8 protein-coding genes are annotated in these 17,019 nt (G+C 41.0%); 6 read left to right on the forward strand and 2 right to left on the reverse strand.

The window, feature by feature from the left end:
• Positions 1-5: 5 nt before the first annotated feature.
• Both K429_RS0101400 and K429_RS0101405 read right to left on the reverse strand, forming a co-directional pair.
• Positions 6-2,408 (reverse strand): family 43 glycosylhydrolase, encoded by a 2,403-nt coding sequence (locus K429_RS0101400; RefSeq protein ID WP_025725810.1) that lies wholly within the window; start codon positions 2,406-2,408, stop codon positions 6-8.
• 67 nt (positions 2,409-2,475) lie between these two features.
• Positions 2,476-5,202 (reverse strand): glycoside hydrolase family 97 catalytic domain-containing protein, encoded by a 2,727-nt coding sequence (locus tag K429_RS0101405; RefSeq protein ID WP_025725811.1) that lies wholly within the window; start codon positions 5,200-5,202, stop codon positions 2,476-2,478.
• Between the two features lie 916 nt (positions 5,203-6,118).
• On the opposite strand from K429_RS0101405, the gene K429_RS0101410 reads away from it, so the two are divergent.
• From K429_RS0101410 to K429_RS0101430, 6 genes are all read left to right on the forward strand, one after another.
• On the forward strand, positions 6,119-8,554 hold the full coding sequence (locus K429_RS0101410; protein WP_025725812.1) for a glycoside hydrolase family 127 protein: 2,436 nt from the start codon (positions 6,119-6,121) through the stop codon (positions 8,552-8,554).
• Positions 8,555-8,614: 60 nt separating this feature from the next.
• Complete coding sequence (locus K429_RS28350) at positions 8,615-10,684, forward strand: SusC/RagA family TonB-linked outer membrane protein (RefSeq protein ID WP_052340618.1); 2,070 nt, start codon at positions 8,615-8,617, stop codon at positions 10,682-10,684.
• Positions 10,681-11,664, forward strand: coding sequence for a TonB-dependent receptor (locus K429_RS29325; protein WP_052340619.1), 984 nt, complete (start codon positions 10,681-10,683; stop codon positions 11,662-11,664). Before K429_RS28350 ends, K429_RS29325 begins: the two co-directional genes overlap by 4 nt.
• Before the next feature lie 12 nt (positions 11,665-11,676).
• Positions 11,677-13,755 carry a RagB/SusD family nutrient uptake outer membrane protein gene (locus K429_RS0101420; RefSeq protein ID WP_007217235.1) on the forward strand — a complete coding sequence of 693 codons (2,079 nt, stop codon included), beginning with the start codon at positions 11,677-11,679 and terminating at the stop codon, positions 13,753-13,755.
• 79 nt (positions 13,756-13,834) lie between these two features.
• Positions 13,835-15,691, forward strand: coding sequence for a DUF4859 domain-containing protein (locus tag K429_RS0101425; protein ID WP_025725813.1), 1,857 nt, complete (start codon positions 13,835-13,837; stop codon positions 15,689-15,691).
• A 1-nt stretch (position 15,692) separates the two neighbouring features.
• Positions 15,693-17,018, forward strand: a complete 1,326-nt coding sequence (locus K429_RS0101430) for a DUF6055 domain-containing protein (RefSeq protein WP_025725814.1) — start codon at positions 15,693-15,695, stop codon at positions 17,016-17,018.
• Position 17,019 lies beyond the last annotated feature (1 nt).

Raw genomic sequence — 17,019 nt, forward strand, 5'->3', positions numbered from 1 at the left:
TGGTATTATTTCTTGATTGGAATATATTCGTCCCATAGTTTCAGTGAATGCAGGTAGCCCGTGAACGGCCAGTTGTGTTCTGCATTCCGCCCCAAAGTTACGTATTGTGATGGTTTTATTAGCAATTGAATATCTTTTTCGCTAATTAATTTACCATTGATATATACTTGTTCTATGCGGCCGTCGAAACAAATATAGATATGCTGCCATTTGCCGGTCAGCTCTTTCATGTCCTTGTATCCGGCATCTTCGTACCAGCCGTAGTGGTTGATGACACCGCATCGGGGCTCCGTGCCATTGACGAGCATAATCTTTTCCAATTCGTCATGCGAAGTCGTGAAGTCGGCTACACATTCGTTTTCGGCAATAGAATCATTCAGTATCCAGGCTTCCAATGTATAGGGGGCATTGTCCAGCAAGGTTGCAGGCAGGGAGAAGCTGGACTGGAATACCTGATGACCATCAAAGCTGAAACTTTTCTTTCCTTCCACTTCCTTAATGATGGAGGGGGCTTTGTGGGCTTCGAAGTATCCTTCTATTCCATGATTGGAAAGATAATGTACGGTGTCGCCTGCGGCGAAGTCATCAGCGGTGATGCTTACTACTAGGCCACGCTTTCGCTGATCAGCAGCCGGTAAGCGGATGATATCCGTAGTGGTATCATATTCCTGTTCGGCAGGTGCCTGTTTCCAGTTATAGTAGCGCAGATTAGTGATGATTAAGGGTTCGGCTCTGCTTTGAAGCGAAATCACACCGGATGAAAGGGCAGGTTCCGCTTCGTAGCTTTGCCATCTACCTAACCTATGAACTAACCCACTAATTGTATGCTCTTTGGAGGGAGAAAGTAACGGATGACGGTATTCTAGCGTAGTGCCCGGTTCGAGAACCAGTGCGTCGCGTCCGTCAATGCGCTCGGTGCGAACTGATCCTACTTTCAGGATAAAAGCACCTCCTAACATTCCTTCATTATTCTGCCATTCGCGGCCATTCCAGTCGGCGGCTGTCAGTCCGAGCCATTGTTGGGGAGCGGAGTCTTCGATACCGGAAAATACCTTGAGGTTCCAGATAGCACCACCGAAGCCATTCTTCTGTCCGCCGGTATAGGTGAGGCGCACGAAGCGGGCTTTGGCTTTTCCGAAATCTACCATTGGGCTGCCTGCCAGATGATTGTTCCGCTTGTCGGCAAAGATAGTCCAGCGTTTACCATCTGTTGAAGTTTCAATCAGGTATTGATAGAACTGAGTGCCATATTCAAATTGTGTCCAGATCGTTTGTATCTGTTGGGGGCGTCCCAGGTCTATTTCAAGCCATTCCTGTCCCATGCCGCGCGGACGCCATAAAGTTCCGTTGTTATCATCTACGGCATATTCAGGACGGAAGTTGTCATCATAAGAGGAAGAGGCACGCACGCTTTTACCAAAGGCGAGGTTGTTTGATTTAACAACGGAGGGGGCCAGTGCACCTACGCCGTCATGAGTAGGGATGATTTTCTGAATCGTCCCGTCTGCATTGAATGTCATGCGGTCGATGGAAAGCTGGCGGTGGAAACCACGGTTGGAGTGTGGATTATCGTGGCGGTGATAAACGATATAGTAATCATTGCCTTCCTGAAGGATACTGTGGTGCCCGGGACCGTGAATGGTTCCGTCAGCATTGGTTTCGAGGATACAGCCACCATAGGTGTAAGGACCCAGAGGCTTGTCTGAAGTGGCGTATTGCACACGGTATGTGTGGTCGTGGCAGGAACCGGAGGAATACATAAAGTAGTAGGTTCCATTGCGTTTGATTACAAAAGGTGCTTCGAAGAAATCGGTGGCTTCGGTATTGGGGATGAGGCGGGTTTCGGTAAAACTCTTCAGATCGGGAGCTAATTTTCCGGCACCGCAACCGAAACCTTTGTAAATGCCCCAGGTTCCCCAGTACATATAGACTGAACCGTCATCGTCCACAAATGTTTGTCCATCCAGAGTGATGGCATTTGTTACGAAGCGGTCAGGGATAAGGACCGCTTCGCTATCGCCTAGGATATTCTTCCACGGACCACGGGGAGTTTCACTGACTCCGCAATGGATGATACAGGGCTGGCAGTAAAAGTAGTAGTACTTCCCATCAGAGTGCTGCATCACATCGGGTGCCCATATCCAGTGACTGTCGGGCCAGTTCATGGGCATCAAGGTCCAGTTTACAAAGTCCTTGCTGGTCCATACTTGTGCGGGGCCAAAGCCTGCACCATTGCCATCGGTAGTGGCATACATATAATAAGTATCACCAAACTTTTTGATAGTAGGGTCGGCGAAATATCCGGGAATCACGGGATTACCCGTTCCCGGAGCATTGAAAGCGGCCTGTGCAAAGGCAGAGACAACTCCTATTAAAAAGGAAGTGATTAAAAGGATGGTTCTATTCATATTGTTACTTTATTGTTAGAAAAATTACTTGCACCGCGCAGCAAACTTTGCTCCAGCGCTACGCTGGTCATTTATGTATTTCATTATTAATCGGTATCTCTATTTCATAAAAATATTCTTTCAACAGCTTGTACATTTCCGGATCGTAAGCTTTCAGCTTTACGCGACGATTCATAGAATTGTGTATGCCATTGGCAGGATCAGCGTAACGGTTACAGTTAAAGAAAGACTGTACACATTCAGCAAAATACTCTTCTTTGTTACTTAATGCATAAGTACCGGCCCATAGTCCTTTTTCTCCAGCACTTTTCCACAATACTTCCAGTCGGTCGTTGAAATCCGGTTCCACACCTGCAATTCCTACCATATGTATCAGATGGGCAAATTCATGAATCAAAATATTTTCGCCTGTATATTTATCTTGTGGTAAAGCCAACAGATTCTCTTCTCCGCAACTGGCGGAGAACTCATCTTCCGGTGCCCCACCGAAACCACGGGCACGCCAGTTCCAGTATGCAATGCTGTCCGGCGAATTGCAGATATGTGCAAACTCTGGTAAATCACAAGTATCTTCGTCTTTACCGATAACCATCACGTGACAACCTTTTTTCACCATATGCGCTTTTACATCCGGACGTTTTGATAGCATCAGACTGATGATATCACATGCTTTTAGCAACGCTTCATCACTTACCTTTTCGGAGGAAGTGACATACAATCCCTCAGTTTCAATGTATTTCTTATAAAAAGAAGGAATATTCTTTCTCTCGGGTATGGACGTTACTTCACCCCGCACCGGATATAACTCAAGCTTCATCGCGAATCCCCCGCCCGAAGCTAAATGTATCTTTATCCGGCTGTTTTTGTCTATAATCAGTTTCTCTGTACGATAATCTTCCGCTTGCTTGTTCGCATTAATACCATCAGCAAAGAGTGTGGCTGTATAGCGAACATTGGAAGGCAGGAACGAAAAGTCAAGTTCTACATCACGTTCATCCCAGTTTGTCATCCCGCCAATGTACCAGTTGATATCTTTCTTTCGTACACTGACGATATATTCTCCCATTTTACCTGCGGCGATAAAGGTAGAATCCGTCTCCACAGGAATTGAAGTGATGAAGTCCACACATTCCTGTTCATTCAGATAATTCGTCGGAGCATCGCACAGCATGGTGAGCGGAGAATCGTGTACAATATAAGCGGCCAACTGATGACAACGGGTTCCCATACTCATCGGTGAGTAATAGACGGCACGCCAGTCGGCTTTCGTTGCATTGCGCATGGCACCCGGAGTATAATCTACCGGACCTGCCATCATACGGATATAAGGGAAGGTCACATCGTAAAGAGGCATGTTATTCTTGATATCCGTCCACTTCACCTCTTCCATACCGAACAGGCTCTCAAAGTTGATGATATTCGGATAAGTGCGATTGATACCTGTAGGTTTGTAAATGCCATGAAGGTCGAGTGTCAACTTATGTTTTGCCGTAGCATCAGCGATACGATATACCATTTCAACGGCAGTCTGATCGTCACGATCCAGAAAGTCTACTTTGAAGCCTTTGATACCCATTTCGGAGTACTTCTTGCAGGCGGTTTCCAGTTGTTTGTCGAGTACATTGAATACTGTCCAAAGAATGATATCAACTCCTTTCTGTTTTCCGTAGGCAATCAGTTCCGGAAGGTCCAGTTCCGGAATGACAGTCAGCATATCACCGCTTTTCGGGTTATACCAACCCTCGTCGAGCACTATAAACTCTATATCATTCCTGCTGGCGAAGTCTATGTAATATTTATAGGTATCCATATTGATACCTGCCTTAAAGGGGACACCTTTCAGATTCCAGTCATTCCACCAATCCCAGGCTACTTTTCCGGTCTTTATCCATGATGTGTCACCTATGCGATTGGGAGATGCCAGTGCATACACCAGATTATTAACAGGCATATCCGTATCCTTTTCAGTAACAGCCAGTACGCGCCAGGGATAAGTACGTGCACCACTACTGCGTGCTATGAAATCACTGGTTTCTGTTACATACTCCTGCATACGCCAAGGATAGAAATCTGTTTGGGTAGGGTAGGAAGCAAAAACACCTTTTAGCCCATATCCATCTTTCTGAGATTCTACAAACATTCCCGGATATGCTTCAAGATCAGATTCCAGTAGAGTTAATTTGGTTTTACCGCAGTCCACTGTAACGGGTAGGAAAGCTACTTTCGGTTGTGCCTTCGATAGTGGGGTAACATCGTATATATTTTGAAAAGCCATTGCCATCGGCTTTTTGTCATTCGTCGTATAAGGAAGATAAGCTGTATAATCTTGATTAAAGTTGAAATTGGCTATTTCATTTTTGACTGTAATATCTGCTGTACGTGTAGTATAGAAACGGTAGGCTACTCCATCATCATAAGCGCGGAAAGTAACTCCAAAACCATCTATCAACTTCAAGTCGAGTTCATTGCATGCAGCAACGGACTCCTTGAAGCGGTAGAAAGGGGATTCTACATTATCCCTGATCTTTTTCCTTTTTATACCAGTTACCTGAGAGTTGTTTCCTATTTCGGTTCCGTCAGCCAGAACCAAGCCTATGTTAGAAAGAGAGAGAATTGTATCCTTTTCGTGCATTATCTGATAAGATAATTTGTCTCCGGTACTGATTTCTACTTTCAGTTTTCCGTCGGGAGATGTCAGTGCGTATTTCTTTCCGGATGCTGCTTCGAGTGAATTATTTCCGCAATACAGAAATAGGGAAATAATGACTAATTTGAAAGAGAGGTTGTTTTTCATAATTCGGTTAATTCTTATTTGTCTGTTTGCAAAGTAAAAGAAAAAAGAGCGAACGGAAAGACTGAATAATATAATGAAATAAAAGAATAGTCCAAAAGATACCTTTCTGTGGCCTTCTGAATGGCTGTTTGTAGTATTCTTGTATTCGATTGGACTATTTTTTCATTCATTTGCATGTACTTATCTGATTCTTATTTATCTCGTATTTAGGGCGTAGCTTCTTTGTATCTTTAAAATGATAGTTCTTCATGAATTTGAATTTAAAATTAAAGGTTTCTTTTTCTTTCGATAGAGGTGAGCTCATCCATCTTTCAGCAGCAAAGGAAAACAAATAAGGGCAAAGCTGTTAATGCTTATAAATCAAATCATAGGGGGGAATTAATCAACTCTAAATTGACTAATTACCCCCTATGATTTGAACAAAGTTACCTGAAATAATCGGGTGCTTTGCTGCTTAATTAAGATGGATGGGTACTTTCTTCTCTTTTATCTGTTTCTGATATTCGCCGGGCCGAACGCTTCTTTCTCCTTGTATAATAAGAAAGAGTAGATAGGGAGTAAGTAAGGAGTAGGTGCATTCCGGATATCTGTCTGGTTGGGTGTAGTTTTTGAATGATCATTATATGTGATGAATATGAGAAGCACTTCCTGTAAAATATTACAGATTCAGTTAATAATTGGTGTTCCGTTCCCTTTTCGTTTGTCATTTATGGGCTTATTGTGCATAGTACCTACAGGTATGAAAAAATAATCCAATATATGAAATGATTGTCTAAATCCCCTTCTGAGGCTTTGTGACTCGACTATTTTAGCATTCATATAGATTATTGTTTTATCCTGTTAAAAAAGAAATCCATTACTTTGTAATACGCTAATTGCAAGAAGAATTATGAAATCCATATCTTTATTACATATTATGAATAGAATAACTAAATACTTTTTCGGTAGTGTTGCCCTTTTTAGTATGAGTGCTTGTAACAACTCGTATGTTCAGCCCGATGCACCGATAAAAGAAGTTCCCTTTACTCAAGTCCACTTGGATGATAACTTCTGGACTCCACGCATTGAAACCAATCGTACTGTTTCCATACCTTCAGCATTTAAGGAATGTGAGAAGAATGGACGCTTTGATAACTTCGCCATAGCTGGTGGTCTGATGAAGGGAGAACATCGCGGTGACTTTTCTTTTGATGATACTGATCCTTATAAGATTATAGAAGGAGCCTCTTATTCGCTGGCTGTGAAATATGATAAAGCGCTGGATGCTTATTTGGATAGCGTTATTACCTTGATTGCTACTGCTCAGGAACCGGATGGCTATCTTACCACTTGTGTTACTAATAAATGCTATCGCCTTTCCGGTTGGTGGGGAAAGAGTCGTTGGGAAAAGATTAATAGTCATGAACTTTATAATAGCGGTCATTTGTATGAAGCTGCCGTTGCTCATTATCGTGCAACAGGGAAGCGTAATCTCCTTGATGTGGCTATCAAGAATGCCGACTTGGTATGTGAGGTCTTTGGTCCGAATGAAGGACAGAAGCATGTTCCTTCCGGGCATCCTATCGCTGAAATGGCCCTTGCTAAATTATATAAGGTGACAGGTGATGAAAAGTATTTGAAAATGGCTAAATACTTTGTAGAGGAAACCGGTCGCGGAACAGACGGACATCGTCTCAGCGAATACAGCCAGGATCACAAACCTATTCTGCAACAAGATGAAATAGTAGGTCATGCCGTACGTGCAGGATATCTTTATTCCGGTGTTGCCGATGTAGCTTCATTAACTCAGGATACTGCTTATTTCAATGCTTTAAGTCGTATCTGGGAAAATATGGCAAGTAAGAAGCTCTTCATCACCGGTGGTATCGGCTCACGTCCGCAAGGTGAAGGATTTGGTCCTAACTATGAATTGAATAACCATACCGCATACTGTGAGACTTGTGCTGCCATTGCCAATGTATATTGGAATCACCGTATGTTCCTAGCTACGGGTAATGCCAAGTATGCCGATGTACTGGAGCGTGCTCTTTATAATGGAGTTATTTCGGGTGTTTCACTCAGTGGCGATAAATTTTTCTATGATAATCCGCTTGAGTCTATGGGGCAACATGAACGCCAGCAATGGTTTGGTTGCGCTTGCTGTCCGGGTAATGTAACGCGTTTCATGGCTTCCGTACCTTTTTACATGTATGCTACTCAGGGCAATGATATTTATGTCAATCTTTATATCCAGAGTAAAGCCGAATTGAATACGGAAACTAACAATGTAAAATTGGAACAGATCACAACCTATCCGTGGGATGGCAAAGTCAGCATTTCTGTTAATCCCGAAAAGGAACAGGAGTTTGCTTTGCGCGTTCGTATTCCGGGATGGGCACAGGATGCTCCTGTACCTACGGACCTTTATTCGTTTACTGATAAGGCAAAGGCTTACACTATCTCTATTAATGGCAAGAAAGTAAATGCCACGCAACTGGATGGTTATGCTACGATTCTCCATGACTGGAAGACTGGAGATGTTGTGGAAATTAATTTCCCGATGGATGTCCGCCGTGTGAAAGCGAATGATAATGTAGAAGATGACCGTGGTAAGCTTGCTATTGAGCGTGGCCCAATTATGTTCTGCCTGGAAGGTAAAGATCAGGTTGACAGCATTGTCTTTAATAAGTTTATTCCTGACGGAACTTCAATGGAGGCAACTTACGATGCTGATTTATTAAACGGTGTCATGGTGTTGACTGGTACAGCTAAGGAAATAGAAAAAGATGGTAGTGTGAAAGAGGTTCCTTTCAAAGCCATTCCTTATTCCACTTGGAACAATCGTGGTGCAGACCAGATGGCGATATGGATTCCTGAAGCTGCAGAGTATGCCCGTCCTACTCCAGAGCCAACAATCGCCAGCAAGGCACATACACTGATGATACAAGCACCTATCCAGAAAGATGCTCCTGAATCTGCTTCGGTTGAAACTTGGGCATGGGGTGTGAATGACCAGTGGGAACCAAAGCGCTCATCGGATATTTCCAAACCTTATCACTACTGGTGGTTGAGAAATGGAACACAGGAAACTTTGGCTTATCAATTTGATCAACCTTATACGATTTCAAACGTAGAAGTGTACTGGTTGGATTTCGATCATTATGACGGGGATTTCCGGGTGCCGGAAAGTTGGAAACTCTACTATAAAGATGGTAAAAGCTGGAAAGAAGTAGAAGCTTTGAATGAATATACGGTAAAGAAAGACTGCTACAACAGCCTTGATTTCAAACCGGTGAAAACGACAGGACTGAAAATAGCTGCCCAATTGCAGAAAGGTGCATCGGGTGGGGTTATTGAATGGAAAGTAAACTAATAGTTAATCAAAATCTAATAGTTAATCAAAATCTAATAATTAAGTAAAAAACAATGTAGTATGCAAAAATGCCTATTAACACTGTTGCTCTGCTTTATCGGTGTATATGCCAGGGCACAATACCAGGTATCTGGTACAGTAATGGATCAAACGGGAGAAACATTGATTGGAGCCACTATCCGTGAGGTAGGGGATAACAACAATGGTACTATTACGGACTTCAATGGTAAATACACCATTAAAGTATCTAAGAAAAATGCTCAATTGTCAGTCTCTTATGTAGGATATGAGGATCAGACTGTGAGCGTTCAAGGGAAGACGATAGTGGATATTGTTTTAAAAACAAGCGAACAAACTCTGGAAGAAGTTGTAGTTGTGGGGTATGGCACTCAGAAAAAGGAGAGTGTCACAGGCGCGATTACTTCTGTTAATCAGAAAGTTTTAAAACAAACTCCTGTAGCCAATATTACGAATGCTTTGGTGGGTAAAGTGACGGGGCTTACAGCCATTCAGCAATCCGGTGAACCGGGCTATGATGGTGCTACTATATTTGTTCGCGGTAAAGCGACTTTTACGGGAAGTACAAATCCTTTGATTCTGGTAGATGGTGTGGAACGTTCGTTTGGCGATATTGATGCTAATGAAATCGAAAGCGTTTCTATATTGAAAGATGCTTCGGCCACAGCGGTATATGGTGTACGTGGTGCGAACGGTGTTGTATTGGTCACTACTAAACGAGGTGAAGTGGGGGCACCAAAAGTCTCCTTGACCTATTCTTACGGTGTCCAAACTCCAACTCGTTTGACTAAATATTGCGATTCTTATGATGTGTTGACATTGTTTGAAGAAGGGCTTTCAAATGACGGAAAGTCTAGTCAATATACTCCGGAGACCATTGCCAAGTATCGCGACCGTAGCAATCCTACTTATCAATATTTATATCCTAATGTTGACTGGACAGAAGAATTACTGAAAGATAATACTGGGCAGATGCAAGCAAACGTGAATGTTTCGGGTGGTGGCTCTTTATTCCGCTATTTTGTATCAGTAGGCTATATGAATCAGGATGGTATTTATAAATATTCTGATATGTCAGAGTACAATACTAATGCAAAAATGGAACGATATAACTTTCGTACCAATATTGATGTTGATATTCGTAAAGATGTGAAGTTGATGTTGAATTTGGGAGGTATTATTCAAGATTTAAACTTTCCGGGAACCAGTGCCAGTGATTTGTTCTATGCTATCAAAACTCGTTTGCCTTATTATTATCCGATGACCAATCCTGACGGATCTATTGCAGAATATGCTAATTCTGAGGGTAATCCTTACGCAATGCTGACAAAAACAGGATATGCAGCTAATAAAAGTACTACATTGAATGCTACGGCAGGCGTGACGTGGGATATGAGCAGGCTTATCACTCAAGGATTAAGTTTGACGGCACGTTTATCTTTTGATGCGGATAACTATCGTAATGTTAGTCGTAGTAGAGGATATAATGCTTATAAATTTTCTATTGCTGAGACTGAAACAGACTTGTCAAAAGGTACTTATGCAAATGTGAGAACTGGTAGTGAAGCTTTGGGGTATGGAGTCACAGCTAACGGTACACGTTACACTCTGCTGGAAGCCATGTTGAACTATTCTCGTAGTTTTGGCGAGCATAATGTGACAGGGTTGTTGATGTATAATCAAAGTAGTAAATTAATAGATGCTACAGATGCAATCAAAGGACTTCCTTTTCGTAAACAAGGTATTGTGGGACGTGTAACCTATAATTATGCCGGTAAGTATTTCGGTGAGTTTAATATGGGGTATAATGGTTCTGAAAATTTTATACAAGGGCATCGTATGGGCTTTTTCCCAGCTGTATCTTTGAGTTACGTACTATCTGAAGAGAATTTTTTAAAGAATACTTCATGGCTTGATTTATTGAAATTCCGTTTCTCTTATGGTTTAGTTGGTAATGATGACAATGGTTCGCGTTTTTTGTATCAAAGTCAGTGGACTACAGGTTGGAAGACTTATACATTTGGTCATACAGGTAATGGATTGAATTTAGGGGAGCTGGAGTTTATTCAACAGGCAATGAAAGTGTCACTTGGGAAAAAGCAAAGAAATTGAATATTGGTTTGGATTTGGATTTGTGGAAGAGTGCTATTCATCTGACCGTAGACGTATTTCATGAAAGACGTACTGATATTCTTTGTACTCCGGGTACGATACCGAGTACTATCGGTGTTACTTCTTTACCTTCTATCAATGCAGGTATTGTTACTAATAAGGGTTTTGAAATAGAATTGGAGCATCGCAAGAATTTCCGTAATTGGGGATATTCTGTTAAAGGTAACTTTTCATATGCAAAGAATAAAATTATATCAGCGGACGAACCTGATAATGTTGATAAACCTTGGCAACGCCGTGCCGGAACTAGTATTGACGAGATGTATGGTTATATAGCAGAAGGGCTGTTCCAAACTTGGGATGAAATAAATGATCCTGATATTGCGAAAACAACAGCTTCTAATTTACAACCGGGTGATATTCGCTATAAAGATTTAAATGGTGATGGTGTGATTAATGATGATGATCGTGGGTATCTTGGTAAGAATTCAACACCTGATAAGATTGTAGGTTTAGCTTTGTCCGGTAACTGGAAGAATTTTGATTTCAGTGTGTTATTTCAGGCTGCATTGGGTGGTAATACGTGGTTTACAGGTTCTGCTATTTGGCCTTTCGAATCTAAAGCATCTGTATCACAAGATGTATTGAATAACTATTGGTCTACAAATAATACCGCAGAACAGAATGCAAATGTATTTTATCCTCGTTTATCTTCTGACCATAGTGATAATAATTATATAGAGTCAACCTATTGGTTGAAGTCCAGTGACTATCTTCGTCTAAAGAATGTGGAAATTGGTTATCGCCTGCCAAAATCGGTTAACAAGTTTCTTGGAGTTGAAGAGCTTCGCTTTTATGCCAATGCGGTGAATCTGATTACTTGGGACCATATGAAAATTTTCGATCCGGAATCTCCGAATGGTGCCGTTAATTATCCGCAGATGAAGGTATTTAATTTTGGTGTTCATGTTTCATTCTAAAAGAAAAAGATTATGTTGAAAAATTATAAACTGAAAGCTTTTGCGCTTTTATTATTAGCTGGCTCTGTTTTAGGTTCTTGTGATTATCTGGATATTGCTCCGGCTGAAATCATGACGGAAGATAAAATTTTCCAAGATATAACTCTTGCACAACAAGATTTGGGCTCTATGTATCATGATATTATAAAATGGACAGCATTAAATAGCGATGACCGTCTTCTTCGAGATGGTCCGTTCACTTGGACCGGGTGTGCTGGTGATGAATCAATTGACCATTGGGGAACAACTGCTCCTACTACCTATTTTAAATTGGGTGGTCTGACTACTGGTTATAATCCGTTAGGAGACTGGAGTTGGAACTATGCACTTGTTCGTAAGGCTACTAACTTTATTAATAAAATAGAGGGTGTACCTCTGACACAGAGCCAACAACAAACTTATGGTACGAAAGTTAAACAGTTTAAGCAGGAGGCCCGTTTTTTGCGTGCGTATATGTATTTTGATTTGCTTCGCCAATACGGTGCTGTCCCTTTGATTACTGAGGTTCAAGATATTGCTGATATTTCCGGAGCACAGGTTCCTCGTGACCCAGTTAATAAAATAGTAGATTTTATTTGTAGTGAATTAGATGAGGCGGCTTCAGTATTGCCTGATACATGGTCGGATGATACCAACTATGGACGTATATCTAAAGCGGCATGTTTGGCGCTGAAAGCACGTACCTTACTCTATGCTGCTAGCCCGCTTTACAATGGAAATACGATGTATAAAGATGTCAAGAATCTTGATGGTACTCAGCTTTTCCCGCAAACTTATGATAAAGAATTGTGGAAGAGAGCGGCGGATGCAGCTGATGCTGCAATAAACTGCTGTTTAGGAGCTGGCATCCAAATGTCTTTGTCGGGAGAAAACTCTATTAATAAATATGAGAAGATGTTTTATAGTAATACTTCTAATCCGGAATTCATTTTGGCAAGTATTCAAACTTATGGTATTTATGAAGACGTGAGTTGTAATTCACACTCTGAAGACAAAGGTGGTTGGGGACGATTCTCTATCATGCAAAATCAAGTAGATGCTTATGAAACCGCTGATGGTCATTTACCCTTCTTGATGGATGATGACGGTTGTATTATTTATGATTCAAATGGACAGCCTACGGTTAATCCAGAATCTAATTATTCAGAATCCGGTTTTACACATGTTGATGAGTTGTGGGATGGAACAAGTTGGCAACCTTGTACCAATGTCTATAAGGATTTAAATGGAGCGGTGGTCAATGATATGGGAAAATATGATTTATACAATATGTATGTGAATCGTGATCCTCGTTTCTATGCTTCATTAACTTTTCAGGGAGCGAAATTCAGAAATGCTACTGAGGGGCTGGAACGTTGCTATCATTTTGCTTATTGGAGAAATCTGGAATATTATACATATTGGTGGGTAGACGGTTATCCTAACGTCAATACGAATAACGAAACTGGATACGGTTTACGTAAGTTCATGAATCCGGTAGCAGATATTAAGAATTGGATCGGTACAAGTTCTAATTATCCATTGTTCCGTTTAGCTGAACTTTATCTTATTAAAGCTGAAGCTCTGAATGAATATTATGAAAGTCCCAATCAAGATGTATATGATGCCATTAATGAAGTTCGTTCTCGTGTAGAAATGCCTGATCTTCCTATTGTTTCGGAAGATAATACAAAAATTGGCATGCGTAAACGTATTCGTAATGAACGGCGTGTGGAACTTTTCTTTGAAGGGCATCGTTTTTGGGATGTACGTCGTTGGAAGATTGGTGATAAGTGTTTTGGAATTCCTAACTATCGGATGAATGCACAACCGACAGAAGCGGAGATTATGGCAAAAGCCAATGAACTGGGCTATACGTCTATGACGGATAATGCCAATAATCCCGATTATTGGTGGGATCGGGTTTGGAATTCGAGAGATGTCGGATTACAAATATATTATAAACGTACGGTTGATGTGAATTGTGTATTTTCTGATAAGATGTACCTGTTCCCTATTCCGCAGGGTGATATTAATAAAAATTTGAATCTGGTACAAAATTACGGCTGGTAATTTAAATGATAATTTGAATTCATGAAAAAGGAGCGTATGGAAAAAACGTTCCTTTTTCTTTAAATAGTAGAATACTTCAATGAAAAATAAGTTAGTCTATATTGTGTTGTTTGTCGGTTTTTGTGTGAATATGTTTGCATGTTCTGATGGAAAAGGAGAGGCACTACTGCCTGAACCCATCCCCAATCCTACTCCTGTGCCAAAATACACTTTGCCGACAGGAAAATTGATATATATTCCTGATGAGTTACAGAGCAATGATTTTACGAAGGAGGAAAGTCAGTGGAGCTATTATCGTATGGATTATTCGGATAATTTTATCGTTTTCTGGGAGAAAGGTTTCGGCAGCAACCCTTTTACAGTGACAGATCAAGCTTTGAGGGTAGATATTAAAGACTTGTTGGAAAAAGCAGAGCTTTTTTATGATGTGAACGTTAATAAATTGAAGTTTGTTGAGACGGGAAAATCAAATACAGATAAATATCGTATGATGATTTTCCTGAAATATCAATCAGAATGGCTTGCAACAGGTTCCGGTTATGATGATATTATTGGTGCGTTATGGGTCAATCCCAGTACATGCCAGCCTGTTGGTTCTACAATAGCACATGAGGTAGGACATAGTTTCCAGTATCAGACTTATTGTGATAATCCGACAAGTGGCTGCGGTTGGCGTTATGGTTTTGGAGAGAATGAAGAAGGTGGAAATTGTTTTTGGGAGCAATGTGCTCAATGGCAAGCTTACCAGATATATCATGAAGAACGGTTCAATAATTATAATTTTGATGAGTATTTGTTGTCATGTTATAAACATCCGTTGCATGAGGCTCCTCGTTACGCCAATTATTTTATTCAGGATTATTGGTGTATGAAGCATGGCATCGAATTTATTGGTAAACTGTGGCGTGAGGCTCGAAGGCCGGAAGATCCTATTGAGGCTTATCAACGTATCACAGGTGTCAATCAGGAAACTTTCAATGATGAAATGTTTGATGCAGCCCGTCGTTTTGTGAACTGGGACATTGATGGGATAAAGGAATATGGCAGGAATTATGTAGGACGAAGGCAGTGTAAGTTAATTGCTTCAAAAGATGGGTATTATGCTATAGATCCGGCAGAATGTCCTGAGAATTATGGCTATAATGTGATTGTTTTGAATGTTCCTTCCGCTGGAGTAAAGGTTAGTGCGGATTTTGTAGGTATGGCAGGAGCTGACGGATACCGTAAGAAGAATGTGGACAAGGCTGGATGGAGATATGGATTCGTGGCTTATTTGGAAAACGGATCTTGTGTGTATAGTGATATTTTCTCAGAGAAAGAGGGCGAGGCTATTTTTGAATGTCCCAATTTCTGTAGGAAATTATATTTTGTAGTGAGTGGAGCACCTACTCAACATTGGCGCCATGCTTGGGATGATAATGATATGAATGATGAACAGTGGCCTTATAAAGTTAGATTTAGCGGAACAAACTTGTATGGTCAGATTGATGTTGATCCGGATAAGACTCCTGAAGATATAACCTTGATTTATGATGTACCTGTATCTTTGAGCAGTACGGATTATACGGGCTCTAATGTTCAAATAGAACTTCAGAGGCTTTGTCAATCCTTTTCATTGACTCCTGGGCAGATCAGTGATAAATGGGGAAAAGAAATTATTTTTGCTGGTGTAAACAAGGATGGCTCGCTGAATACGAATTCTACAGCTAATGAGCCGGGGCATTGGTTTGATATGGATGGAAATATTTGCGTTTGGGGAGAGAGAGCACAGATTTATTCTGAGCTCGATAAAGATAATTTTATTTTTAAGGTAGGACAATATCCAGGACATTGCAGAACTGGAGAAAAATATACCATAAGGCAATGCCTTGTTTATGGATATGAAACAGGACAGAAAGTACAAGCAACTTTTGTCTTTAACATAACAATTGAATAATATGAGGAAGTGTATTTTCATTTTATTGGTTATTCTGGCTGTGAGCTATAGACTAGAAGCTAAAAAGCAGGAGGTAGTTATGCCTTCCGGTAAAGAAATTTATATCCCTAAAGATTTGCAGGGTATGGATCTTCAAAATCCTGATAGTAAATGGAGTTATCACCGCATGGCATATACTGATAATTTCGTCATCTTCTGGGAAAAAGGTTTTGGAAATGATCTGTCTAATCCTCCTCAATTGGAAGGGCATGATATGAAAGTGGATTTGTTGAACTTAACGGAAAAATTGGAAAGTTTCTATCATTTCTTCCGAGATACCTTGAAGTTTTCCAAACCGGGTTCAAAGTGTGATAAGTATCGTATGATGGTCATGCTAAACTACTCTTTGGAAGGAACTGCCTATGGTGGTGATTATGATGGAGAAATCGGTGCATTATGGATTGCTCCCAATCGTGTGCAGGATAAGAAACTGAATTGCATTGCCCATGAATTGGGACATAGCTTTCAGGCTCAGATCAGTTGTGATGGAGAAGGAGAGGCTTGGGGAGGATGCGGTTTCTTTGAAATGACCTCGCAGTGGATGTTATGGCAAGTAAACCCCGAATGGATCACTGATGAAAAATATCATTGGGATGCTTTCATGAAGCTGACTCATAAAGCTTATCTCCATCTGGAAAATATCTATCATTCTCCCTATGTGCTGGAATATTGGGGTATGAAACGAGGATTGCCTTTTATTGCCGAACTCTATCGTCAAGGTAAGCGGGGAGAAGATCCGGTGATAACTTACAAGCGGATGACCGGATTAGATCAGAAGCAGTTCTGTGATGAAATGTTTGATGCTTATCGTCATTTTATCAATTGGGATTTTCCTCGTGTATGGAAAGAAACTCGACCGTATGCCAATAAATATACTACCAGTTTAACCACTCTATCGGACGGATGGTATGGAATCGTACCGGACAACTGCCCCGAAAACTATGGATTTAATGCTATTCCGTTAGCTTTACCTGAACGTGGGAAGAAAGTGAAAGTAGAGTTCTGTGGAGAAGCAGGAAAGGAAGGATATAATGCAATTCATACGGATAAAGCCGATTGGCGTTATGGTTTTGTAGCTATAACGGAGGATGGTAAATCTATTTATGGGGATGTGAGTGATAATAGCGGAAAAAGTATTATTTTTACAGCTCCAAAAGTAAATAATTTGACTCATTTGTGGCTGGTTGTGATGGGTGCCCCTACTGAACATTGGATGAATCCCAATCCGGAGGAAAAAGATGCCCAATGGCCATATCGCATCAAAGTTACAGGAAGTAAACCTTTATAAA

This window comes from Bacteroides sp. 14(A) (genome assembly GCF_000526555.1).
Classification (GTDB): domain Bacteria; phylum Bacteroidota; class Bacteroidia; order Bacteroidales; family Bacteroidaceae; genus Bacteroides; species Bacteroides cellulosilyticus.

What these genes read in the sequence shown, in the direction of transcription:
- K429_RS0101410 (WP_025725812.1), top strand. Translation starts at nt 6,119, where the DNA reads ATGAATAGAATAACTAAATACTTTTTCGGTAGTGTTGCCCTTTTTAGT.
- K429_RS0101430 (WP_025725814.1), top strand. Translation starts at nt 15,693, where the DNA reads ATGAGGAAGTGTATTTTCATTTTATTGGTTATTCTGGCTGTGAGCTAT.
- K429_RS0101405 (WP_025725811.1), bottom strand. Translation starts at nt 5,202, where the DNA reads ATGAAAAACAACCTCTCTTTCAAATTAGTCATTATTTCCCTATTTCTG.
- K429_RS0101400 (WP_025725810.1), bottom strand. Translation starts at nt 2,408, where the DNA reads ATGAATAGAACCATCCTTTTAATCACTTCCTTTTTAATAGGAGTTGTC.
- K429_RS0101425 (WP_025725813.1), top strand. Translation starts at nt 13,835, where the DNA reads ATGAAAAATAAGTTAGTCTATATTGTGTTGTTTGTCGGTTTTTGTGTG.
- K429_RS0101420 (WP_007217235.1), top strand. Translation starts at nt 11,677, where the DNA reads ATGTTGAAAAATTATAAACTGAAAGCTTTTGCGCTTTTATTATTAGCT.
- K429_RS28350 (WP_052340618.1), top strand. Translation starts at nt 8,615, where the DNA reads ATGCAAAAATGCCTATTAACACTGTTGCTCTGCTTTATCGGTGTATAT.